The following is a 22,971-nucleotide window of genomic DNA, read 5'->3' as shown; positions in this document are numbered from 1 at the left end:
CGTCTGTCGGTGCGGAGTTTTCGGGACCAAGGTCCTTACCGGGCACGATAGTGGATCGGTTAGGCTCAGCTAATGAAGTCAGCCCGGTTCATTTTTATCGCTCTCCTCGCGTTGTGCACCGCCGTCTCCGGCGCCGTGTTCGCGGCGCCCGCGCAGGCCGCGCCGTACCAGCCCGCCATCGAGGTGTTCCTGTCGGACGGTGTGACACCGGCCGGTCAGACGCAGTTCCACCCCGGTGACACCGTGGTGGTCAAGGGCCGCGGCTTCGACCCGAACGCCAACACCGACGGGCTGCCCGTGCCGGTGCCGCCGGGCGTCCCGCACGGAACGTTCATCACCTTCGGGCCCTTCGAGCCGAACTGGCGCCCGTCGAAGGGGGCGCCGGAGTCGTCCCGTCCCACCGACCGCGCGCAGACCAAGTGGGCCATCTCCGATGCCGCGCTGAACCAGGTGCCTGACACCCCCTTCGCCATGCGCCGCACCGTCCGCGTGGGCTCGGTGCCGCTGCACCGGGACGGCACCTTCACCGCGAAGGTCAAGCTGACCACCCCGAAGGATGTGCCCGCCAACGGCCGGTGGGGCATCTACACCTTCGGCGCCGCCGACGCGGTGAACGCCTCGCAGGAGCTGTTCGTCCCGCTCAACTACTCCACCGCCGACGGTCCCAACACCCCGAAGCCGGCGCCGAAGAACCTGGTGTGGAGTTACTCGCCGAACTTCTACTCCACCTTCGCCGGGTCGGCGCAGGGCGCAGTGGTCGGCAAGGACGGCGCCGCCGTCGACAAGAACGGCAAGCTGTCGTACGAGCTGACCTCGAACACGGTGCAGAACGGGAAGGGCGAGCTGCGCTACTCGGGCGCCGTCGTCGCCTACACGCGGTTCCACCTGTACGAGATCGCGATGGTCGACCCGATCATCCGCGTCAACGGCACCAAGGCCGTGCTCAGCATGAAGACCTCGACCACCGACCAGAACGGCACCGACGTCCTGCGCCGCGTGGACGTCGCCGACCTGACGCTCACCCGCGCCCAGCTGGCGCGGCTGGCCCAGGACGCCGACGTCACCGGGATCCCGGCCGCCTTCCGGCCCGGCGTCACCCCGCCGCTGCTGGGTGCGCTGTCGCAGGGCTCGGCATCGCCGGTCAGCGTCCTGTTCTGAGCGGATCGCGCTCGGATCTGAGCCCGAATACGCCGCCGCCCCGGTTCGCACCTGCGAGCCGGGGCGGTTTCGTCTGCCCAGGTGGATAAGCTCGGTCCGTGACCTCCGAGCCCGAACCCCAGGACGCGCCCCGTCCGCCGACCCTGCGCGAGGCCGACGACGCGCGAGTGCCCGCCGGTGTCCGGGTGGCGGCCGCCTGGACGTGGCGGCTGCTGGTGATCGGTGCCGGCATCGTCGTCGTGGGGTGGCTCTTCAAACGCTTCGAGGACGTCCTGTTCCCGTTCGCGGTGGCGATCCTGCTCAGCGCCTTCCTGCTGCAGCCCGTCGAGTGGGCCTGCCGGAAGGGCGTGCCGCGGATAGTAGCCGTGCTGCTCGCCATCTTCATCACGATCCTGGTCCTGCTGGGGGTCATCTCGTTCGTCGTCCAGCAGGCGATATCCGGAGGCCCCCAGCTGGTCTCGGAGTTCCTGCACACGGTGGACGACGTGCGGCACTGGCTCGCCACCGGTCCGCTGCACCTGGACGCGGACATGCTTCGCGCGGCGACCAGCGAACTCACTGACTGGGTGAAGGCCCACGAGGGCAAGCTCGCCAGCAGTGCACTGGGTACCGCGGCCTTCGGCAGCCGAGTGGGCACCGGCATCCTCCTGACGGTCTTCCTGCTGATCTTCTTCCTGTACGACGGCCGCAAGATGTGGGACACCGCCACTCTGGCCGTGCCCGCCGGGTCGCGCGAGCGGTTCCGCGGCGCCGGCGCGGCCGGCTTCGGGACGCTGGAGTCGTACGTGCGCGCGACCGTCGTCGTCGCCGCGATCGACGCCATCTGCATCGGCGTCGGCCTGGCGCTGCTCGGCGTGCCGATGGTGCTGCCGCTGGTGGCGATCATCTTCCTCGGATCGTTCATCCCGATCGTCGGATCGTTCGTCGCAGGCAGCCTCGCGGTGTTCGTGGCGCTGGCCACGCAGGGCTGGGTCAACGCGCTCATCGTGCTGGGCATCCTGGTTCTGGTGATGGCCGTCGAGGGCCACGTGCTGCAGCCCTTCCTGCTCGGATACTCCGTGAAACTGCATCCGGTTGTCGTGATCCTGGCCATCGCGCTGGGTCTGATGGTGGCCGGCATCGTCGGCGGCCTCCTCGCCGTCCCGCTGGTCGCCTTCCTGGTGACCGCCTTCAGCTGGCGGCCCGGCCAGGCGCCGCCCGTCCACGAGGACAGCAGGTTCACCAAGTGGCTCAGGCGAAAGTTCCAGCGGGGCGAGGCCGGCGGGGACGCGGACACCGGGGGCGACGAATCTGACGACACCGCTCCGGTCTCCACGTAGTCCTTCGCGTTCTTCCAGCATTCGCTGTCCCGAATCCGCTGTCACGAATTTCGGGGGCTCTCGGCCCGGATACGCTGACCTCATGAGTTCGCAGTCGATGAAACCCGCCACTGCCGCCAAGAAGCTGGACGTGTACCTGCCGGCGACCCCGGCCGAGTTCCGGGAGGGCACCATCAGCCGCTCCGAACTCGCGGCGCTGGAGGCGGATCCACCTCAGTGGCTGCGCGACCTGCGCGCGAACGGTCCGCACCCCAAGAACCTCGTCGCGGGCAAGCTCGGCATCTCCAAGTCCGGGCTCGTGCGCGGCGACGTCACCGAGCCGCTGACCACCGAGCAGATCAACGCGCTTCTCGCCGAGATGCCCGACTGGCTCGCCGCGGAACGGGAACTGCACGTCGAGGTGCTTCGCGAGGAACGCCGGGCCCGGTCGTTGCGGGCAGACCGTCGTCGTGCGAACGAGGACCCGCGGCGATGATGCAGCTGCAGGAGATCTCGGACCGCTTCGAGATCCAGCAGCTGATGGTCGACTACTCGACGGCGATCGATTCGCGCCGCTTCGACGACCTCGAGCGCCTGTTCACCCCCGACGCCTACATCGACTACCGCGCCTCCGGTGGCACGCACGGGAACTTCCCCGAGGTGAAGGCGTGGCTGGCCGACATCCTGCCGCGGTTCCCCGCATATGCCCACCTGCTCGGCAACTTCGATCTGAAGATCGACGGCGACGCGGCGACCGGACGAACCATGTGCTTCAACCCGATGGTCCTGTCCGAGGAGCCGAAACAGGTCATGTACTGCGGGATCTGGTACGTCGACGAGTTCATCCGCACCGCGGACGGCTGGCGGATCACCCGCCGGGTCGAGGAGAAGGCGTTCGACCAGATCATCTGATGTCGAGTGGCGTATCAGGGCTGTGGCGCTGTGGCGGAGGATAGGGGACTCCGTCGGCCTCGTCCCTCGGCCTCCTCCTCGAATCACTCTGCTGCAGATATGGCTGTGGCCCCCGTCTTCGTACCTCAGACGGGGGCCACAGCCATGGCGGAGGATAGGGGATTCGAACCCCTGAGGGCTATTAACCCAACCCGCGTTCCAGGCGAGCGCCATAGGCCACTAGGCGAATCCTCCAGCGATGATGGTAGCGGGTGGGGCTCCACGTCCACAAAACGGACCCGCTACACTGGACTCCGGATCCCGCGCGGCGTGCATCCTGTGAACTCCCCCAGGGCCGGAAGGCAGCAAGGGTCAACGGGCTCTCTCGGGTGCGCGGGGTCCTCTTACTTTGTAATGATCGTCGCCATGGGTTTCTGAGAGGTTCCCCGTTGAACTTTCACTCGATGAGCGCTGACCAGCTTCTTCAGACCCAGGCGGATCTCCGGAAGCGGTATGACGCGCTCTGCGCCGCCGGTCTCAAGCTCGATCTGACACGAGGCAAGCCGGCGCCCGACCAACTCGACCTGTCCGAGCCGCTGTTGTCGCTCCCCGGTCCCGGGCACTACCTCAGCTCCGACGGCACGGACTGCCGCAACTACGGAGGCATCAAGGGCCTTCCCGGGATCCGCGCGATCTTCGGGGAACTGCTGGGCACCGGCCCCGACCGGATCATCGCGCAGAACAACGCGAGCCTGCAGATCATGCACGACCTCACCGTCTTCGCTCTTCTGCGCGGCACCCCCGACTCCGAACGTCCGTGGGCACAGCACGACGGCCCCATCAAGTTCCTCTGTCCGGTGCCCGGCTACGACCGCCACTTCGCCATCGCCGAGAAGTACGGCATCGAGATGATCAACGTCCCGATGAACCCGGACGGCCCCGACGTCGCCCGCTGCGCCGAGCTGGTCGCCACCGACCCGGCCGTCAAGGGCATGTGGGTGGTCCCCACCTACTCCAACCCGACCGGTTACACAGTGAGCGAGCAGGTGGCGCGCGAGCTGGTCGCCATGCCTGCCGCCGCGCCGGACTTCCGCATCTACTGGGACAACGCCTACGCGGTGCACACGCTGATCGAGACCGCGCCGGAGCCGCTGCCGATCCTCGACCTCGCCGCCGAGGCCGGAAACCCCAACCGCGTCTACGTCCTCGGTTCCACCAGCAAGATCACCTTCGCCGGCGCCGGCGTCGCCTTCCTGGGCTCGTCCCAGGAGAACCTGGACTGGTACTGCAAGCAGGCCTCCATCGCCACGATCGGGCCGGACAAGCTGAACCAGCTCCGTCACCTGCAGTTCTTCCGTGACGCCGACGGCGTTCGGGTGCACATGGCGCGCCACCGCGAGCTGCTGGCCCCCAAGTTCAAGCTGGTGCTCGACATCCTCGAAGACCGGCTGGCCGCGTCCAAGATCGCCAACTGGACCCAGCCCGAGGGCGGCTACTTCATCAGCCTCAACGTGATCGACGGCACCGCAGCACGCACCGTCGAACTGGCCAAGGAAGCCGGCATCGCGCTGACCGCGGCCGGCGCCACCTTCCCCTACAAGAACGACCCCGACGACCAGAACATCCGGCTCGCGCCGACCTTCCCTCCGATCGACGAGCTCGCCACGGCGATGGACGGAGTCGCCACCTGCGCACTTCTGGCCGCGACGGAGAAGCTGCTCGATCGCGACTGATCGGCCGCCGGAGATGAAGGTGCCGGTCGGCGAGGGCGCCGGGGGCGGGATCGAACGTTCCACACCGTGGCTCATCGCGTTCGGTGTCCTGGGCGCGCTCGCCGTGTGGGCGCAGCACGCCATCATCCCGCTCACGCAGCCGCATTGGGGTCTGTTCGACTACCAATTCGACCTCGACGTCTACCGGGCGGGCGCACAGGCGGTCCTCGACGGGCACGACCTCTACCGGGTCAAACTGCTCGGCCAGATGGACTTCACCTACGCGCCGATCTCCATCCCGTTCCTGATCCCGTTCGCGCTGATGTCCGCGGGGGTGGCGCACATCCTGTGGAGCATCGGGGTCCTGGCCGCCGTCTACGGCGTGATCGTGCTGAGCTTCCGCAGTCTCGGCCACCAGCTGACGTGGCGGCTGCACCTGATCGCCGTCTTCCTGATGGTGATCTCGACGCTGCTGGAACCGATCCGCACGACGATCTGGTTCGGCCAGATCAACGTCTTCCTGATGCTGCTGATCCTGTGGGACCTGCTGCGCGGCCCGCAGTCGCGGCTGCGCGGGGCCGGCGCCGGCTTGGCCGCCGGGATCAAGCTGACGCCGCTGCTGTTCGCGGTCTACCTGGTGGCGATCCGGCAGTGGCGCGCCGCAGCAGCCGTGGTGGGCACCTTCGCCGCGACCGTCGCAGTCGGGTTCGCGATGATGCCGCGAGCGTCGTGGGACTACTGGACCGGGACGCTGTTCGACTCCGACCGGGTGGCTTCGCCGCAGACCGCAGGCAATCAGTCCATCCGCGGTGCCCTCGCCAACCTGGGGCACACCGACCATCCGAGCACGCTCGCCTGGCTGGGGCTGGCCGCCGTGGTGACGCTCCTCGGGCTGGGCGCGGCGGTCCTCGCGCACCGGAACGGCGCCGACCTGCTGGCCCTGACGCTGGTCGGCATGACCTCCTGCGCCGTCTCCCCGGTCGCGTGGGGCCACCACTGGGTGTGGCTGCTGCCGCTGGCCGTGGTGGCGATCCACCTGGTGACGACCCTGCCGTCGGTCCTCGGCCGGGGCCTGACCGCAGCGGCGCTGCTCGGCGGCTTCGCGTTCGCGGTCGCCTGGCGACACCACCTGGCCTATCCGATCTGGTACGTCAACCAGGCGGTCGACGAGGCGTACCTGACCGGCATGTTCTTCAAGGGCATCGGCCACTGGTACCGGTTCTTCACGGTCCAGCCCTACAACGTGATCCTGGTGGTGGTGTCGGTGGCGGTGATCGTCGTCTACGGCCTGGGCGTCGGCCGATCGACGCCGCCCGCAGACGCTGTCACAGCCCGCCGGTAGGGTGATCGGCGTGGCTCTCTATCGCACCTACCGACCCGCGACGTTCGCCGAGGTCGTCGGGCAGGAGCACGTCACCGACCCGTTGAGCCGGGCGCTGGACAGCGGACGGATCAACCACGCCTATCTGTTCTCCGGGCCCCGCGGGTGCGGCAAGACGTCGTCGGCGCGCATCCTGGCCCGTTCGCTGAATTGCGTGCAGGGCCCGACATCGGCGCCGTGCGGTGAATGCTCGTCGTGCGTGGCGCTCGCGCCCGGCGGCCCCGGCAACCTCGACGTGGTGGAACTGGACGCCGCCAGCCACGGCGGCGTGGACGACACCCGCGAGCTGCGCGACCGCGCCTTCTACGCGCCGGCCGAGTCCCGGTACCGGGTGTTCATCATCGACGAGGCGCACATGGTGTCCTCGGCCGGCTTCAACGCCCTGCTGAAGATCGTGGAGGAGCCGCCGGAGCACCTCATCTTCATCTTCGCCACCACCGAGCCGGAGAAGGTGCTCACCACCATCCGCTCGCGCACCCACCACTATCCGTTCCGGCTGCTGGCGCCGCCGGTGATGCGCGGTTTGCTGGAGAACATCTGTGGGCGCGAAGGCGTCACGGTGGCCTCCGAGGTCTTCCCGCTGGTGATCCGGGCGGGCGGCGGTTCGCCCCGCGACTCGCTGTCGATCCTGGACCAACTGCTGGCCGGTGCCGGACCCGAAGGCGTCACCTACGACCGGGCCCTGAGCCTGCTGGGCGTGACCGACGCCGCGCTGATCGACGGTGCAGTCGACGCACTCGCCGCCGGCGACGGCGCCGCGCTGTTCGGTGTGGTGGAACGCGTGGTGGACGCCGGGCACGATCCGCGGCGGTTCGCGATCGACCTCCTGGACCGCTTCCGCGACCTGCTGCTGCTGCAAGCCGTTCCCGATGCCGCCGAACGCGGACTGGTGGAGGCCCCGGCCGATCAGGTGACGCGCATGCGTTCGGTGATCGACTACCTGGGACTGGCCACGCTCACCCGCTACGCCGAGGTCGCGCACGCCGCGCTCGGCGAGATGCGCGGCACCACATCACCGCGACTGCTGCTGGAGGTGATGTGCGCGCGACTGCTGCTGCCCGCGGCCAGCGCCGACGACGCCGCCCTCCTGCAGCGCCTGGACGCCCTGGAACGACGGCCCGGCGCGGTGGCCTCCGGCTCCGCCGCACCTGCTGCTCCCGCGGCCGAGTCCACTCCGGCCGCGCCGGCCGCCGATGAACCGCCGTCGCGCTTCGTCCGCCCGTCGCAACGGCGTGCTCACGACGAGACGCCACCGGCCGCTCCCGCGGTCGACTCGATGCCACCCGCACCGGAACCCGTCGTTCCGGCCCCAGTCGAGCCGGAGGCCGCAGAGCCGGCGAGTCCCGTCGAGGCCGCGCAGCCCGAACCGCCGGTCCAGGCGGAACCGCCGGTGCCGCAGCCGGAACCGGCTGCGGCGACGCCCGAGCCGGTTGCGGCTGAGCCGGAACCCGTTGCAGTGCAGGAGAGTCCGCCGGAGCCAGTGGCGTCCGAACCGGTGGTGCCCGAGCCGGTGGTGCCGCAGACTCCGCGCCGTCCCGAACCGCCGGTCTCCGCCGCGCCGCCCGTCGCCGAGGCGCCACAAGAGCCGCACCCGTCCGACCCGTATGCGGACATCCCGCCGCCGCCCGACGAGCCGTACGAACCGCACGAGGTTCCCCCGGAAGGCGTCGTCCCGCCACGGCCCGCACCGGCCGCCCAGCGGGCGCCCGAACCGGCGGCACCCGAGCCGATGGCAGCCGAACCGGCGGCACCCGAACCGGTCGCAGCTGAACCAGCGCCAGCAGAACCGGCGCCTGCCGAACCTGCCGCACCCGAGCCCGCCGCCGCAGCGCTGACGGTGGAGTCGGTTTCGGCGCGGTGGCCCGACATCCGTGCGGCCATCCGGAGTCGTCCGGCGGGCAAGGTGCTCGAGCCGATGCTCTCCGCCGCCACCGTGCAGGCGGTGGGCGACGGCTCGGTGGTGCTGGGCCACAACAATCCGCCGCTGGTGGGTCGGTTGTCCGAACCCGCACGCCTGCAGATGTTCGGGGAGATCTTCACTGAGATCTTCGGCGGTCAGTGGCAGGTGCAGGTGGTGCACGCGCAGAGCGGTCCCGCACCGGCGGCCGCGGCGAACCGGCAGAACCGGCCGCCGCAGCAGCCGCGGCAGACCTTCACCCGGCCGAGCCGGCCGGGACCTGCCGCCGATCGTCGTCCCCCGGACGATGTCGGACCGCCCCCGCCGGAACCGCCGCCCGAGCCCGAGGAGCCCTGGCCGGCCGAACCGGTACCGGACGAGGAGCTGACCGACGCCGAGCGCGACGAGATGGTCGCCAACGTGCACCAGGGCACCCCCGATGCGCGCCTCGACCCCGACCAGGTGGCCCTGGAACTGCTCAAGTCCGAACTGGGCGCCCGCCCCGTCGACGAAGAACGCTGAACCGGCCTACAGCGCTACGGAGTCCACCACGGGCGGAGGGGAACGTTCGGGAGACGCTTGTCGTCGAGCTTGACGGCCAGCACGTGGTGCAGTTCGATCACGTTGCGGTCGAAGCCGATCCGGCAGCCGGCCATGTACAGCCCCCACAGCCGCGCCGTGCCCTCGCCGACCTCGGCGACGGCGGCCTCCCAGTTGTCCACCAGGTACTTGTTCCAGTCCCGCAGCGTCATGGAGTAGTGCTCGCGGAAGTTCTCCTCGTGCACCACCTCCAGCCCGGGAACGTCCTGCAGCTTGGAGATGATGGTGCCCGAGCCGGTGAGCTCGCCGTCCGGGAAGACGTACCGGTCGATGAACGGGCCGGCCTTGCTGCGGGTCCGGTTGTCCGGGCGCGTGATGCAGTGATTCAGGAGCAGACCACCGGGGCGCAGCTTCTCGTCGATGAAGCCGAAGTACGACGGGTAGTTGGCCAGCCCGATGTGCTCGGTGAGACCGATCGAACTGACCGCGTCGAAACCGGACTCGGGGACGTCGCGGTAGTCGCTGTGTCGGATCTCGGCGAACTCGCCGAGCCCCTCGTCGACGATGGCCTGCTGTCCCCACGCGGCCTGCTCGGCCGACAGCGTGACCCCGAGAGCGTGCACGCCGCGCTGCGCCGCGTAGCGGACCATGCCGCCCCAGCCGCAACCGATGTCCAGAAGCCGGTCGCCGGGCTTGAGGGCCAGCTTCTCGAAGATCAAGCGGTACTTGTTCTCCTGGGCTTCCTCGAGCGAGGCATCCCGGTCCGGGTACACGGCGCAGGTGTAGGTCATCGACGGTCCCAGCACCAACTCGTAGAAGGCGTTGGAGACGTCGTAGTGGTACTGGATCACCTCGGCGTCCCGAGCGCGGCTGTGTCGCAGCCCCTCGGTGAACCGGCGCCAGCGGGGCAGCGCCTCCTGCGGCGGCGGGGCGATCGGCTTGAAGTGCTCGATACCGATCGCCTTGGCGACGTTGGCGAGCGTCAGCGGGCTCGGCTTGGTGAACTGGAGGTCGTCGGCCAGGGCGCGCAGCGCACCGTAGGGGTCGCCGGGATGGGCACCGACCAGTTCGAGGTCGCCGGAGACGTAGGCGCGGGCCAGGCCCAGGTCGCCGGGCGCGGTCACCAGGTACGTGGTGCCGCGCGGCGTCTTCAGGTCCAGGCCGAACTCGGCGTCCTCCGGGCCGGCACTGCTCCCGTCGTACGCCGTGAATCGGATGTTCAGCTCCCGTCCCAGGAGCGCCTCGAAGATCTCCGCGAGGTTCATGCGCGCTTCACCGCTTTCTCGTAGAGGCTCAGCAGCCGGGTCCGTGGATCGTAGGAATCCTTGACCGCGCGATAGGCCGCGGAGCCGTACAGCTCATCGAACTCGTCCTCCGGGTAGAACGACTCGGAGTACAGGGATTTGTGGCCGTCGAGCTCGCTGACCTTGCGCTCGATCCGGCGGTTGGCGTGGCCCGGCTCGCCCGGCGTCTCCGGGACGGCCGACCAGAAGCCGATGTTGGTGTACGCGTGACCGCGCTTGAGCGGATACAGCGGCCACGGCTGATCCGCGTCGGCGCCGGCCGGGCCGGGCTCCACCAGTTGCAGCGGGCACAGCCAGATCGGTTCGATCGGGATCTCGTCGAGGAACCAGTTGATGAAGTCTGCAGTGCGCTCGATGGGCACCTCGATGTCCTGCACCACGCGCTCGCCGGGCGGCTCGCCCTTGCGGGCGTTCAACCGGTCGCCGATGTCCCAGCGCTGGTCGTAGCCGATCAGCTTCCAGTAGAAGCTCGAGCGCAGATACTTCTTGGGCCAGAACCGGCGGATCTTGGGGTTCTGCGCGCCGAACGCCCGGGAACACCAGAACCAGTCGGTGTCCCAGCGCCAGAGATAGTCGGCGATGGTGAGCCGGTCGCGCTTGGGTTCCGCCGACGGCTCGTGCTGGATGGACCGGTAGAAGACGTCCATGCCGGTGTAGTCGCTCACCGGACCGGGCTCGTCGGTCTGCCGCCCGAGTACCAGGTAGCACTCGTCGCGGGAGAAGACGACGCCGTCGAGGTAGTCGACCCGCTCGCCGCGGTACTCGCGCTGCTCGACGATGTCGATCATCGCGGCCTGCAGGTCTTCGATCGACGTGAAACGCACGTGCCGCAGTTCGACGAACGGCGGCACCGGCTCCAGATCGATCTCCAGCCGCACCGAGTAGCCGAGCGTGCCGTACGAGTTCGGGAAGGCGAAGTACAGGTCCGCGTTCTCGTTGTCGGGGCGGGCGATCACCAGATCGCCTGTGCCGGTGAGGATCTGCATCTCGCGGACGGATTCGTGGGGGAGGCCGTTGCGGAACGACGTGCTCTCGATGCCCAGACCGGTCACCGCCCCGCCCAGGGTGATGGTCTTGAGCTGCGGCACCACCAGCGGGACCAGCCCGTACTGCAGGGTGGTCGCGACCAGGTCCTCGTAGGTGCACATCCCGGCGACCTGCGCGGTGCGGTTGACCGCGTCCACCGAGATCACGCGATCCAGTCCGGACACGTCCAGTCCGGGCGCCGGATTGTCGGCGCGCTTGCGGAACAGGTTCGAGGTCTTCTTGGCCAGCCGAACCTTCGCGCCCTCCGGGATCGCGCGGTAACTGGCCAGAAGGCGGTCTATCCCGTTCTGGAATGCTGCAGTGCCGTATTCCAGGCGCTCAGAAGCCACGTTCTAACCGTAGCGCGGTCGCTCGGTACGGTGGAGGGAGCCCCGAATCCCGGGACGTATCCCAGCGACACAAGGAGTGCCCCGCCGTGGGTCAGGTTTCCGCCACCTCTTCCATCGACATCGCCGCCGCCCCCGAGCAGGTGCTGGCCGCCGTGTCCGACTACCGCGACGTGCGCCCGGCCATCCTGCCGGCGAACTACCGCGACTACCGCGTGGACGAGGGCGGGACGGGCTCCGGCACCGTGGTGCACTGGATCCTGCAGGCCACCGAGAAGCGCTCGCGGGACGTCCTGGCCGACATCACCGTCACCGGCGACTCGGTCACCGAGAAGGACCGCAATTCGACGATGGTGACCGTCTACCGCGTCACCGGCGCCGGTGCGGGCAGCCGGGTGGAGGTGACCACCAGCTGGCAGGGCGCCGGCGGGATCGGCGGCTTCTTCGAGAAGACCTTCGCCCCGAAGGGCCTGAGCCGCATCCAGGCCGAGCTGCTGGGCAACCTCAAGGCGCGGCTGGAAAGCTGAGCCGCCGAGGGCGTCGTCGCATCAAGCCGCTGCCCCCGCGCGGCGGCGTCGATGCGACCCGGGTGGTGTTGCGCCCCGGGGTGGACGCCGGTCTGACGGTGCACGATGCACTGTTGGCCGCGCCGGTCCTCGCCGGGGTCACCACCGCGCAGTTACAGGCCCAATGGCTCGACGGCGACGTGGTCGACGTCGACGGACGCCCGGTGGACCTGGAGGCGCCGGTGCTGCGCCCGATCCCGGTCTACGTCTACCGCGGGCTGCCCGACGAGCCGGCGGTCCCGTTCGATCTGCCGATCCTGCACCGCGACGCCGACCTGGTGGTGGTGGACAAGCCGCACTTCCTCGCCACCATGCCGCGCGGACGCCACGTGCGGGAGACGGCACTGGTGCGCCTGCGCCGTGAACTCGGCAACGATCACCTCGCCCCGGCGCACCGGCTCGACCGGCTCACCGCCGGCGTGCTCCTGTTCACCGCCGCCCCCGGGGTGCGGTCGGCGTACCAGGGGCTGTTCGCCGACCGGTCGGTCCGCAAGGAGTACCGCGCGCTCGCCCCGGCCGACGAGGCGCTGCGCACCACGGTGCGGGTGACCGACCGGATCGAGAAGACGGCCGGCGACCTGCGGGCCCGCGTCGTGCCCGGCGAACCCAATGCCATCAGCGACATCACCCTGGAATCGGTCCGGGACGACGGACTGGGCGTCTACCGCCTGGTTCCGCTCACCGGCCGCACCCACCAGTTGCGGCTGCACATGGCTGCGCTCGGAGTGCCCATCGTCGGCGATCCGCTGTACCCGGAGGTGGATCCGGACCTGGCGGCGGCGCCCGACCGCGGCGACTACTCCAGCCCGCTGCGCCTGGTCGCGGCGAGCCTGGAGTTCGACGACCCGTTCACCGGACGGCCGCGCCGCTTCACGTCCCGCCGGAGCTGAGAACCCGGGCCGAATACCCTGGGGGCATGGCGATCATCGGTTCCTACGAGCACCATCCGGACCTGGGCTGCGAGGCCGTCGTCTTCCTCGATCCCGAATCCGAATCCTGCTTCCAGCTCCAGCGCGACCTGCCCGGCGGGCCGCGGGCCGACGAGCACTGCGTCACCACCGGCATGAGCGCCCCGGTCTACGGCGGAGTGCTGCAGTGGCGGCGCGTCGGCGACGACCGCTTCGAATTCGCCCTGAATCGGCGCGCGACCGCGCTGTTCGCCGACGACGTGCTCACTTTCGAGGTGCGGCCGGTCGCCGACCAGACCCTCGATGAGCTCGCGGCACACGTGGACCGGCTCTTGAGCTGACCGCAGTCGCTAGCCTGGTCGCCATGAACGATGCATTCGGTGCGGTGCCCGGGTTCGGCGACGGTTCGGCGGCCGGCGGATCCCCCGATCGGGCCCAGCAGATCCAGGAGCAGCTGATCGAGGTGCAGCGGCAGATCGCGGCCGCGCAGGTGACCGGTTCCGCCGGAGGCGGGGTGGTCACCGTCGCCGGGAACGGCATCGGCGAGGTCACCGCGGTCAGCATCTCCCCGGACGTCGACCGGGACGACCTTCCCGCCCTCGAGGGTCTCGTCCTGGACGCCCTCGCCGATCTGGCGAAGTCGCGCGAGGCGCTCGTCGCGCGGATGGTGCAGCCGTTGTCGGAGGCCCCGGACGAGTCCGGCCCCGGCCTGCCCGCCGGCGGTCCGCCGCTCACCGCCGACGGCCTGATCGACCTCAGCTGACCCGGCGGCGCATGTCGGGCGCCTCGCACGGTCCGAGCAGCGGCTACGCTGGAGTTCGTGACTGACGCATTCGACCCCAACGCCCTGTTCGACGGTAGTGGCGACGAGAACCCCATGGCCGGTCTGCTGGCGCAGGCACAGGAGATGCAGTCTCGCCTGCTGGCCGCACAGCAGGAGATCGCGGCCACCGTCGTGACCGGCAGCGCCGGCAACGGGCTGGTCACCGTGACCGGCAACGGCACCGGCGAGATCAACGCGGTGACCATCTCGCCGGAGGTGGTCGATCCGCAGGACGTCGAGACGCTGCAGGACCTGCTGGTGGGTGCGCTGGCCGATCTCGCGCAGCACCGCGACACTCTTTCCGCCGAGAAGCTGGGACCGCTCGCCGGCGGCATGCCCGGCCTCGGCTGACCACGCCGAAGCTTCAGAGAGGGCCTGATGTACGAGGGGCCGATCCAGGTACTGATCGACCAGCTGGCGAAACTGCCCGGGCTGGGCCCGAAGGGTGCCCAGCGCATCGCCTTCGCTCTGCTCGCCGGGGACAAGGCGGAGATCGACCGGCTGGTCAGCGCGCTCGGCGAGGTGCGCGACAACGTGAACTTCTGCGCCGAGTGCGGCAACGTCGCCGCCGACCGGCTGTGCCGGATCTGCAGCGACGCGCGGCGCGACGCGACCAAGATCTGCGTCGTGGAAGAGCCCAGGGACATCTACGCCATCGAGCGGACCCGCGAGTTCGACGGCCGCTACCACGTGCTCGGCGGCGCGCTCGATCCGCTGTCGGGGATCGGGCCCGACCAGCTCCGGATCCGCGAACTGCTGCAGCGACTGGCCAATCAGGCCGACGGCGTCGACGTCACCGAGGTGATCATCGCGACCGACCCCAACACCGAGGGCGAGGCGACGGCCACCTATCTGCTGCGCATGCTGGCCGACTTCCCGGGCCTGTCGCTGACGCGGCTGGCGTCCGGTCTGCCGATGGGCAGCGACCTGGAGTTCGCCGACGAGCTCACCCTCGGCCGGGCGCTGTCGGGACGTCGCATCCTGGCTTGAGGATCTCGCAGCGGGAGCGGGTGTCGTCGACGGCGAACCAGCCGTCCTCGAACCGCTGCCAGGCGGCGAGGTGGTCGCGCTGGTCCTCACCGTCGCGGGCGACGGAGCGCGCCAGCCGTTCGACCGGGTCGGGCCCTTCGATCCAGAGCGCACGATCGAGTCGGCTCGCGATGGCCCGTCGCGCGGACGTCACGCCCTCCAGGATCAGCAGCGGCGCCCAGGGCAAGCGACGCTCCGGCCCGGGATGCGGCACCCCGTCCACCCAGACCCGCGGCCGGTACGACACATCGTGGCTGCGGCGGTACGGAGCCAGCACGTGGCGCTCGAGTTCGGGCCACCAGGAGGCGGGCTCGTCCCAGGTGGCGTAGTCGTCGGTGCGGATCAGCAGGCAGTGGCGGCCGAGTTCGGTCAGTCGGGACACCAGAGAGTCGGCGAAGGTGCTCTTCCCGGCGCCGGAGGGCCCGTCGACCGCGATGATCCCGCTCTGCAACGCGCGGTCGTCGGCGATCCGGTGCGCGGCGGCGGTGAACACCTTCGACATACCGCCCACGCTAGCGCGGAAGCGGCGTCAGCGGGCGGCGGCGAGGCGCTCGCGGCGGAGTCGGTCGACCTCGGGGAGATCCAGGGGGGCCAGTGCCGTGCCGGTGGCCTGCGCCAGCAGGTAGTCGGCCAGCTCCGGGTTCCGGGCCAGCAGCGGACCGTGCATGTACGTGCCGACGACGCTGCCCTGCACCACGCCTTCGACCCGGTCACGTGACCCGTTGCCGGTGCCGTGCCGGACCTTGCCGAGCGGGCGGGCCTCGGAGCCCAGCGACGTGGCGCCGCGATGGTTCTCGAAACCGGACAGCGGCTGGGTGAGGCCGTCGAGCAGCGGCTGCGTCACCAGTTCGCCGATGGCGCGCTCGGCCATCGGGGAGGTGGTGCAGTCGAACAGTCCGACACCGTCCACCTTCTCCCCGGCGGCGGTCTGATACCAGTGGCCGAGCACCTGGATCGCGGCGCAGATGGCCAGGATCGGGCGTCCGGCGGCCGCGGCGCGCTGCATGCCCGGATGCTTGGTCAGGTGCCGGGTGGCCAGGCGCTGTGCGAAGTCCTCGGCGCCGCCGAGCGTGTAGACGTCGAGGGAGTCCGGGACCGCGTCGTCGAGGGTGATCTCCACGATCTGGGCGTCCAGACCGCGCATGCGGGCGCGCTGACGCAGCACCAGGGCGTTGCCGCCGTCGCCGTAGGTGCCCATCACATCGGGCAGCACCAGGCCGATCCGCAGGGTCGATTCGCTCATCGGGCGCCTCCCGCCGAGTCGTCCGCCGGGATCGGGGTGGCCCCGGCGCGTTCCATCGCGGTCCCGAGGTCACGGAACGCGGTGTAGTTGGCCAGCACCTCAACCCGGCCGGCCGGGCAGGCGGCGATCGCCGCCATCGGATCGGCAGTGGTGGTGTGCTCGGCCCCGGCGTACAGCAGCCGGACGCTCAGGTCGGCGGCGCGCTCGCCGGCGGCGATCACCTTCATGGTCTCGAAGGCCTCGAAGCGCACGTCCCACAGCCACGACAGGTCCTCGCCGTCGGGCACCTGCCCGTTCACGGCGATCACCAGCGAGTCGGCGTCGGTGTCGATCATCGCCAGCGCCTCCTGCCAACCCGCCGGATTCTTGGCGAGCAGTGTGCGGATACGGTGCTCGCCCAGCTGGGTGGAGCCGTACCGGCCGGCCACCTCGCCGACGGTGCCGACAGCGGCCGCGGCGGCCGCGGGGTCGGCGCCCATCGCGACGGCGGCGGCCACCGCCTGCGTGGCATTGCCCCGATTGGCGCGGCCGGGAACCGACAGCGTCATCGGCGCCTGGAAACCGTCGGGACCGTAGACGTTCTCGTCGTCGAACCACCACTGCGGGCGTGGCCGGCGGAAGCCGGGGTCGCCGGTGGACTCCCAGTCGTCGCCGCTGCGCACGATCGGCTCACCGGTGCGGGGACAGCTGACCGAGTCGCCGACCCAGCCGGCGCCGGCGGCCACCCAGATCACCTCCGGCGCGTCGTAGGCGGCCGAGGTGACCAGCACATCGTCGCAGTTGGCGACGATGACGGTGTCCCGGTGGCGCGCGATGCCCTCGCGGAGCCGGCGTTCGATGGCGTTGATCTCGCCGACGCGGTCGAGTTGGTCCCGGGACAGGTTCAGCAGCACCAGCACGTTCGGGTCGGTCGCGTCGCTGACGTGCGGGACGTGCAGCTCGTCCACTTCGAGGACGGCCAGCGGTGCGCGGCGGGCCAGGGAGAGGGTCGCGATGATGCCGGCGTCCATGTTGGCGCCGTCGGCCTGGGTGGCCACCTCGCCGAGCGAGGTGAGGGCCGCAGCGGTCATCCGGGTGGTGGTCGACTTGCCGTTGGTACCGGTGATCAGGACCGTCTTCCGGCCGGCCGCCAGGCGGGACATGATGTTCGGGTCGATCTTGGCGGCGACCAGGCCGCCGATCATCGAGCCTTTGCCGCGGCCGGCGGCGCGCGAGGCCCAGCGCGCGGAGGCGGCCGCCGCGAGAGCGGCCCGGGTGCGTAATGGCAGGCGCATGAGAGAAAGTCTGTCACAGGGGCCCAGGGCGGTCGCTCCGCTGCTCCGGCCCGTGTGAGCGGTGATACGGTCGGGCACTGTGAGCCGTGCAACAGCTGTCCGACTGTCCGCATTCGATCGCGCCCAGCGCGGCCTGTTCCAGGCCGCCGGGCTGCTCCCGGCCCCGGTGCTGGGGCTGGTCACCCGCTTCACCAAGGTGAACTCCGACGGCGAGCACCTCGCCCCGGAAATGGCCCTGGTGTCCACCGCCACCGCGAAGGTACCCGGCATGGCGATGAGCTCCCGGCCGCCGGCGGGTGCGCGGAAGCAACTCGACGCCACCGCCGCCTCGATGGCCGAGACCTTCCCCGCGTTCGCGATCGAAGAAGATCTGGTGTTCGACGGCCCCGGCGGCCCGATCGGCGCCACCCGCTACCGCGTGGAGACCGGCGAGGCGCGCGGCCTCATCCTGTTCTTCCACGGCGGCGGATACGTGGTCGGTAGCCGCGGCAGCCACGACTCGGCGGTCCGGTCCCTCGCCCTGGCGTCCGGCGCCGACGTGTTGTCGGTCGACTACCGCCTCGCCCCGGAGGCCAAGTTCCCGGCCGCCGTCGACGACGCACTGGCCGCCTGGCGATTCGCCGTGGACCAGGCCCCGGGCTGGGGGATCGACCCGGCGCAGATCGTCGTCTCCGGCGACTCCGCCGGCGGCTGCCTGGCCGCCGTCGTCGCCCAGCAGACGCGCGGGGAGCCGGTGGTGCCGAAGCTGCAGCTGCTGATCTATCCGGTCACCGACATGGACGGCGACAGTCCGTCGCGCCGCGAGTTCAGTGCGGGCTACTTCCTCACCGCCGCCGACATCGACTACTTCACCGAGCACTACCTGTCGGACCGGGCCGAAGCCGCCGATCCGCGGGTCTCGCCGCTGCTGGCCGACGATCTGACCGGACTGCCGCCGGCCTTCGTCGTCGTCGCCGGTTTCGACCCGCTGCGCGACGAGGGCATCGCCTACGCCGAGGCCATGCGCGCCGCCGGGGTGCCGGTCACTTTGGAGCGGGCCGGATCGATGATCCACGGCTTTGTGAACATGGGGCTGATCTCGCCGGCCGCCCGCGAATACATCGCCCGGATGGGCGCCGCGGTGATCGACGCGCTCGGGTCGTGACCGGCCCTGAGCAGACCCGCGTGCGATAACGATTCCTTCACGAAGACGGTGTTCGTCTCCGGGGTGTTTTGCTAACCCCGCAACAGTTGACCATGGTGTAAGGGCTACGTAACTGAAGAGGATGCTGACGAGAACGTGAAGACGACCTGATGACGACCACACCGAACACCGACGAGCAACCGATGGATCCGGGCGATTCCGCTGCGGCCGAATCCGAGCCGACCACGTCCGAACACCCGGTTCCCGACCTCGACGACAATCCTTCGCTGAACGGCGTACCCGCCGATCATCACATCGAGGATGAGGACTCGGACGAGGAGATCACCGCCAAGCTGCGCCGCCAGGGTGTGCGGATCGGCTGGGCGGGCGTCTCGCCCGGAGTGTTCTGGCCGGCGCTGATCCTGGTGCTCGCCGTCGTGACGGTCGCTGTGATCGCCCCGGACGGGACCGACCGGGTCTTCGCGAGCATCCAGAACTGGATCGTGGAAGAGCTCGGCTGGTACTACGTGCTCCTGGTCGCCGGCTTCGTGGTCTTCGCGATCATTCTGGGTGCGTCGCGACTCGGCACCATCACGCTCGGCCGCGACGGCGAGAAACCCGAGTACTCGACGCTCTCCTGGTTCAGCATGCTGTTCGCCGCGGGCATGGGCATCGGCCTGGTCTTCTACGGCGTGGCCGAACCACTGAGCTACGCGACCGTGGACCCGAAACCGGGTTGGGGTCAGGACGTGACGGAGAACGCCGGACTCTCCATGGCGCAGACCTTCGTGCACTGGGGCCTGCACCCGTGGGCGATCTACGCGGTGATCGGGCTGGCGCTCGCCTACGCCGTGCACCGCCGGGGCCGCCCGGTGTCCATTCGGTGGGCGCTCGAGCCGCTGCTGGGCGATCGGGTCAAGGGCTGGGCCGGCGACGTGATCGACATCCTCGCCATCCTGGGCACCGTCTTCGGTGTCGCCACCTCGCTGGGGCTGGGCGTGCAGCAGATCGCCGCGGGCCTGGACGCGATCGGCCTGGTTGAAGACCCGACCTCGACCGCCTTGCTCATCACGCTGATCACGGTGATCACGTTCATCGCGACGATGTCGGTGATCACGGGGATCGGCGCCGGCATCAAGTGGCTGTCGAACATCAATCTGTCGCTGGCGGGGATCCTGCTCGCGACGGTGCTGCTGTTGGGGCCGACCCTGTTCATCTTCCGCAATCTGGTGGAATCGCTCGGCTTCTACTTCGGCAACGTGCTGCAGATGAGCTTCGACGTCGGTGCCTACAACACCGATGAGGGACAGGCGTGGTTCAAGTCGTGGACCATCTTCTACTGGGGCTGGTGGATCTCGTGGGCGCCCTTCGTCGGCGTCTTCATCGCCCGCATCTCGCGCGGACGCACCGTGCGCCAGTTCATCGCCGGCGTGCTGCTGGCCCCCACCGTGGTCGGCTTCGTCTGGTTCGCCGTGATGGGCGGCGCCGGGCTGTTCCGCCAGCTCTTCGGTGCGGGCGACCTGGTGGAGGACGGCGCCGAGAGCATCGACGCGCCGGCCACCCTGTTCCACGTGCTGCAGGATCTACCGCTCGGCCAGATCACGTCGGTGCTGGCGATGATCGTGATCGCCCTGTTCTTCATCACCTCCTCGGACTCGGGGTCGCTGGTGGTCGACATGCTGGCCTCCGGCGGACACCCGAATCCGCCGACCTGGTCCCGCGTGCTGTGGTCGGTGGTCGAGGGGGCGGTGGCGATCTCCCTGCTGGTGGCAGGCGGTCTGGCGGCACTGCAATCGGCGGCGATAGCCACGGCGCTGCCGTTTTCGGTGGTGCTGCTCCTGATGTGTGTCGCCGTGGTGCGCGGGCTGAGATACGACTATCTCAAGGGTCAACTCGACGCCCGCCGCAGCAGGCTCGATCGCGCCGCCGGTTACATCACCGAAGGCGTGATCGAGAGCCTGCCCGACGATCCGCGAGTGAGCACCTACGTCGACAACCGCATCGACTACCGGCTTGCCCGCACCAAGGGCGGGGTCCCGTTCCGCAGGCATCGCGACGACGACAGCTGATCTGGGCCGACCGCACGCCGGCCACAGGTCGGTCGGCGTGCGGTCAGTCGAGGTTCTGGTAGACGGCGGTCTCGAAGTCCAGGTAGCCGCCCACTGATCCCGGGTCGGCGAAGGGCAGGATCTGGGTGCCCCAGATCCCCGCGACGTCGCGCGTCCGGTCGATCCAGTAGTAGAGGTTCGCCAGGCCCGCCCACGCCAGCGAGCCGGCGCTGCGTCCGGTGGGGGCCTGTTCGTCGTTGACCATGAACGAGTACGCCCACGACTTGCTCTGCCCGGGGAAGAACTCGGCGTCGTTCGACAGCGAGGGTGCCGAGGTCTTGAGCATGCCGACCTTCAGGTCGCCCAGGCCGTTGACCGATGCCGCGGCGACGGTCTCCGGGTTCAGCACCCTGCCGTGATCGCCTTCCCCGTCACGCAGCCACATGCGCAGGAACTTGGTGTAGTCCGGCATCGTCGAATAGAGACCGTGCCCGCCCATGTGGATCTCCGGGTCCTGGGGAAGAACCATGCCAGTGGGGGTCAGGGTGCCCTCGTGCGCCGACCGCTTGTGCACCGCGGTGAGCCGGGCCGTCATCGAGGGCGTCATCGTGAAAGCGGAATCGGTCATCCCGAGGGGCGCGAAGATGCGTTCGGCCATCACCTCGCCGAGCCGGCGGCCACGCACCGATTCCACCACCAGCCCGGCCCAGTCCATGTTGGTGCCGTAGTTCCAGCGGGTCCCCGGATCGAACAGCAGCGGGGTGGTCAGCGCCGCCTTCGTCGCCCCGACGATGTCGGGCTGTCCGGTGTCGGCGAGGATCCGCGAGTACACGTCTGAGAAGAACATGTAGCCGAGCCCGGCCGTGTGCAACAGCAGCATCCGGGTGGTGATCGGTGTGGCCGGCGGCCGCAGGAGCTGCGTGCCGTCGTCGGCGAAGCCCTCGATCACCTGGAGTTCGGCGATCTCGGGGACGTACTCGGCGGCCGGGGCGTCGAGGTCGAGCAGCCCCTCCTCCACACACTGCAGGACCGCGGTGCCAGTGATCGCCTTGGTGGTGGAGAACATGCAGAACACCGAATCGGTGGTCATGGCGGTGTCGCCGTCGGTGGACCGGACTCCGGCCGCGCCCTCGTACAGGGTGCCGTCGGCGCGGGTCACGGCCGCCACGACGCCGGGGACGCGGGCCGCCGGATCGTCGTCGGTGACGGCACGCTGCAGGATGTCGTCGAGTCGGGTGTTCATCGGGGACATGGGAAGACCTCCGTCGTCGGGGACCGCTGAGAAAAGTGAACGGGTGCCCGCGGTCATTGGGCGTGTGACGAATCCTCGCCCGGGACATCCGGATGCGACGTCCGCGGTCGGCAGGCGATGTCGGTGATCGGCATCCGATTGCCGGCGTTGCGCTGCAGCGTCTGTGACGGATTCTCGCCGAAACGGCGCCGATAGGAGGCGGCGAAGGCACCCATGTTCACATACCCCCAAGCGCGGGCGACCGAGGCGACCGACGGCGCGCCGGTGGACAGTTCGCGGTAGACGCCCTGCAGTCGTTGCTCGACCAGATAGCCGCGCGGCGAGGTCCCGAGGTACTTCCCGAAGGCGCCGCTCAGGGCGCGCACGCCGATCCCGGCCGCGGCCGCGACCTCGGTGACGGTCGGCAGGTCGCGGGCGTGCTGATCGATGAACTGCACCGCCGTGCGGACGTAGCCGGGCGCGGGCACCGCGGTGGCACCGCCGAGCTCGATGCCCGCCCTCGCCGACCAGTCGGCCAGAAGCTGCGCGGCCAGCATCTCCTGCAGATGCAGGCCGATCCGGCCGGTGGCGACCTCCTGCGGCGCCACCGACGCAGTGCGCGCGGCGTAGGCGAGCAACGACGACCAGGGGCTGTCCGGTCCACCGACGACGCTCGCATGCGTCCACAACCGGGTGTCGGGCACCTGCCCGTACCAGCGCAACGCCAGGTCGGCCAGCAGCCGGTGCGGGACGGTCAGGTTGAGCTGCAGATGATCGGGACCGGCCCCGAGACGGTACGCGGTGTGATCGCAGTCCACCACGAACGTCTCGCCGACGGTCAGCTCGGCCTCGCGCACGCGGTCCGTGCGGTGCCGAGTCCACCCGGTGAGCGTGGTGAGGACCAGGATGTTCCCCGAGGTGTTGTCGAAGGAATCCAGGTCGACGTGGATGCCGTAATTGAAGTGCGTCATCGTGATGTCGCCGATGGGCACCGAGTACATCGACGAGCTGGGGGTCAGGCCGCGCCCGACGGGCCGGACGTCGAACTGCATGTACTTGTCGTCGGTCCACGATCTGATCGCGTCCCAGTCGGTCTCGATGGACGGGCTGCGCGCACTGCGGGGCCGGGGGTCCAAGTCCGTCGGCATGGACTCAGCCTAGGCGCGGCAGCG

Annotated in this window: 22 protein-coding genes, 1 tRNA gene and 1 other RNA gene; 16 read left to right on the top strand and 8 right to left on the bottom strand. The window is 69.8% G+C overall.

Annotated elements, in window-relative coordinates; genetic code table 11:
- Positions 1-72 precede the first annotated feature (72 nt).
- The 4 genes from ABD732_RS00300 to ABD732_RS00285 all read left to right on the top strand — a co-directional run bounded on the left by ABD732_RS00300 (position 73) and on the right by ABD732_RS00285 (position 3,368).
- Positions 73-1,158, top strand: a complete 1,086-nt coding sequence (locus tag ABD732_RS00300) for an HtaA domain-containing protein (protein ID WP_344779407.1) — start codon at positions 73-75, stop codon at positions 1,156-1,158.
- Positions 1,159-1,256: 98 nt separating this feature from the next.
- Positions 1,257-2,477, top strand: coding sequence for an AI-2E family transporter (locus ABD732_RS00295; protein WP_344779405.1), 1,221 nt, complete (start codon positions 1,257-1,259; stop codon positions 2,475-2,477).
- 97 nt (positions 2,478-2,574) lie between these two features.
- Positions 2,575-2,952: a DUF5997 family protein gene (locus tag ABD732_RS00290; protein ID WP_344780320.1), complete on the top strand. Its 378-nt coding sequence runs from the start codon at positions 2,575-2,577 to the stop codon at positions 2,950-2,952.
- Positions 2,949-3,368: a nuclear transport factor 2 family protein gene (locus ABD732_RS00285; RefSeq protein ID WP_344779403.1), complete on the top strand. Its 420-nt coding sequence runs from the start codon at positions 2,949-2,951 to the stop codon at positions 3,366-3,368. The genes ABD732_RS00290 and ABD732_RS00285 overlap by 4 nt, the downstream gene beginning before the upstream one ends.
- A gap of 145 nt (positions 3,369-3,513) precedes the next feature.
- On the opposite strand, the gene ABD732_RS00280 is transcribed toward ABD732_RS00285, so the two are convergent.
- Positions 3,514-3,602, bottom strand: a tRNA-Ser gene (locus ABD732_RS00280).
- A gap of 58 nt (positions 3,603-3,660) precedes the next feature.
- On the opposite strand from ABD732_RS00280, the gene ffs reads away from it, so the two are divergent.
- From ffs to ABD732_RS00260, 4 genes are all read left to right on the top strand, one after another.
- Positions 3,661-3,755, top strand: an RNA gene (ffs, locus tag ABD732_RS00275) — signal recognition particle sRNA small type.
- Positions 3,756-3,796: 41 nt separating this feature from the next.
- Positions 3,797-5,080 carry an aspartate aminotransferase type Ic gene (locus tag ABD732_RS00270; protein WP_344779401.1) on the top strand — a complete coding sequence of 428 codons (1,284 nt, stop codon included), beginning with the start codon at positions 3,797-3,799 and terminating at the stop codon, positions 5,078-5,080.
- Positions 5,081-5,093: 13 nt separating this feature from the next.
- Positions 5,094-6,401 carry a glycosyltransferase 87 family protein gene (locus tag ABD732_RS00265; RefSeq protein WP_344779399.1) on the top strand — a complete coding sequence of 436 codons (1,308 nt, stop codon included), beginning with the start codon at positions 5,094-5,096 and terminating at the stop codon, positions 6,399-6,401.
- Positions 6,402-6,411: 10 nt separating this feature from the next.
- Complete coding sequence (locus ABD732_RS00260) at positions 6,412-8,859, top strand: DNA polymerase III subunit gamma and tau (RefSeq protein WP_344779397.1); 2,448 nt, start codon at positions 6,412-6,414, stop codon at positions 8,857-8,859.
- Between the two features lie 14 nt (positions 8,860-8,873).
- Here the strand turns inward: ABD732_RS00260 and ABD732_RS00255 are convergent, their stop codons facing one another.
- Entirely contained in the window at positions 8,874-10,142 is a 1,269-nt protein-coding gene (locus ABD732_RS00255; RefSeq protein WP_344779395.1) for a class I SAM-dependent methyltransferase, read from the bottom strand.
- A complete protein-coding gene (locus tag ABD732_RS00250) occupies positions 10,139-11,557 on the bottom strand; it encodes an FAD-binding oxidoreductase (protein ID WP_344779393.1) in 1,419 nt (472 codons plus the stop codon). Before ABD732_RS00250 ends, ABD732_RS00255 begins: the two co-directional genes overlap by 4 nt.
- Positions 11,558-11,643: 86 nt before the next feature.
- Between ABD732_RS00250 and ABD732_RS00245 the strand changes: the two genes are divergently transcribed.
- The 6 genes from ABD732_RS00245 to recR all read left to right on the top strand — a co-directional run bounded on the left by ABD732_RS00245 (position 11,644) and on the right by recR (position 14,841).
- Positions 11,644-12,081, top strand: coding sequence for an SRPBCC family protein (locus ABD732_RS00245; RefSeq protein ID WP_344779391.1), 438 nt, complete (start codon positions 11,644-11,646; stop codon positions 12,079-12,081).
- Positions 12,082-12,143: 62 nt separating this feature from the next.
- Positions 12,144-13,010: a pseudouridine synthase gene (locus tag ABD732_RS00240; protein WP_344779389.1), complete on the top strand. Its 867-nt coding sequence runs from the start codon at positions 12,144-12,146 to the stop codon at positions 13,008-13,010.
- Between the two features lie 26 nt (positions 13,011-13,036).
- The gene (locus tag ABD732_RS00235) at positions 13,037-13,369 is read left to right on the top strand and encodes a hypothetical protein (protein WP_344779387.1); all 333 of its coding nucleotides are present in this window, start codon (positions 13,037-13,039) and stop codon (positions 13,367-13,369) included.
- Positions 13,370-13,392: 23 nt separating this feature from the next.
- Positions 13,393-13,791: a YbaB/EbfC family nucleoid-associated protein gene (locus ABD732_RS00230; protein ID WP_344779385.1), complete on the top strand. Its 399-nt coding sequence runs from the start codon at positions 13,393-13,395 to the stop codon at positions 13,789-13,791.
- 57 nt (positions 13,792-13,848) lie between these two features.
- Entirely contained in the window at positions 13,849-14,202 is a 354-nt protein-coding gene (locus ABD732_RS00225; protein WP_344779383.1) for a YbaB/EbfC family nucleoid-associated protein, read from the top strand.
- 27 nt (positions 14,203-14,229) lie between these two features.
- On the top strand, positions 14,230-14,841 hold the full coding sequence (recR, locus tag ABD732_RS00220; RefSeq protein ID WP_344779381.1) for a recombination mediator RecR: 612 nt from the start codon (positions 14,230-14,232) through the stop codon (positions 14,839-14,841).
- On the opposite strand, the gene ABD732_RS00215 is transcribed toward recR, so the two are convergent.
- Genes ABD732_RS00215 through ABD732_RS00205 form a run of 3 tightly spaced genes read right to left on the bottom strand, consistent with a single transcriptional unit; the run spans position 14,798 to position 17,397 of the window.
- Positions 14,798-15,382: a uridine kinase family protein gene (locus tag ABD732_RS00215; protein ID WP_344779379.1), complete on the bottom strand. Its 585-nt coding sequence runs from the start codon at positions 15,380-15,382 to the stop codon at positions 14,798-14,800. The genes recR and ABD732_RS00215 overlap by 44 nt on opposite strands.
- A 27-nt stretch (positions 15,383-15,409) precedes the next feature.
- Positions 15,410-16,123, bottom strand: coding sequence for a type 1 glutamine amidotransferase (locus tag ABD732_RS00210; RefSeq protein WP_344779377.1), 714 nt, complete (start codon positions 16,121-16,123; stop codon positions 15,410-15,412).
- Positions 16,120-17,397: a Mur ligase family protein gene (locus ABD732_RS00205; protein ID WP_344779375.1), complete on the bottom strand. Its 1,278-nt coding sequence runs from the start codon at positions 17,395-17,397 to the stop codon at positions 16,120-16,122. The genes ABD732_RS00210 and ABD732_RS00205 overlap by 4 nt, the downstream gene beginning before the upstream one ends.
- A gap of 79 nt (positions 17,398-17,476) precedes the next feature.
- Here ABD732_RS00205 and ABD732_RS00200 point away from each other — a divergent pair, with 79 nt between their 5' ends.
- Positions 17,477-18,541: an alpha/beta hydrolase gene (locus ABD732_RS00200; protein ID WP_344779373.1), complete on the top strand. Its 1,065-nt coding sequence runs from the start codon at positions 17,477-17,479 to the stop codon at positions 18,539-18,541.
- A 149-nt stretch (positions 18,542-18,690) separates the two neighbouring features.
- Positions 18,691-20,589, top strand: a complete 1,899-nt coding sequence (locus ABD732_RS00195) for a BCCT family transporter (protein WP_344779371.1) — start codon at positions 18,691-18,693, stop codon at positions 20,587-20,589.
- A gap of 43 nt (positions 20,590-20,632) precedes the next feature.
- Here the strand turns inward: ABD732_RS00195 and acmB are convergent, their stop codons facing one another.
- Together acmB and ABD732_RS00185 are read right to left on the bottom strand one after the other, a co-directional pair.
- The gene (gene acmB / locus ABD732_RS00190; protein ID WP_344779369.1) at positions 20,633-21,820 is read right to left on the bottom strand and encodes a methyl acetate hydrolase AcmB; all 1,188 of its coding nucleotides are present in this window, start codon (positions 21,818-21,820) and stop codon (positions 20,633-20,635) included.
- A gap of 53 nt (positions 21,821-21,873) precedes the next feature.
- Positions 21,874-22,947: a helix-turn-helix transcriptional regulator gene (locus ABD732_RS00185; RefSeq protein ID WP_344779367.1), complete on the bottom strand. Its 1,074-nt coding sequence runs from the start codon at positions 22,945-22,947 to the stop codon at positions 21,874-21,876.
- Positions 22,948-22,971: the final 24 nt, after the last annotated feature.

Source organism: Gordonia caeni, from assembly GCF_039537105.1.
In the GTDB taxonomy this organism is placed as follows: Bacteria; Actinomycetota; Actinomycetes; order Mycobacteriales; family Mycobacteriaceae; genus Gordonia; species Gordonia caeni.
The sequence above is the reverse complement of the archived record's forward strand: the minus strand, read 5'-3'. Positions and strand labels throughout refer to the sequence as shown.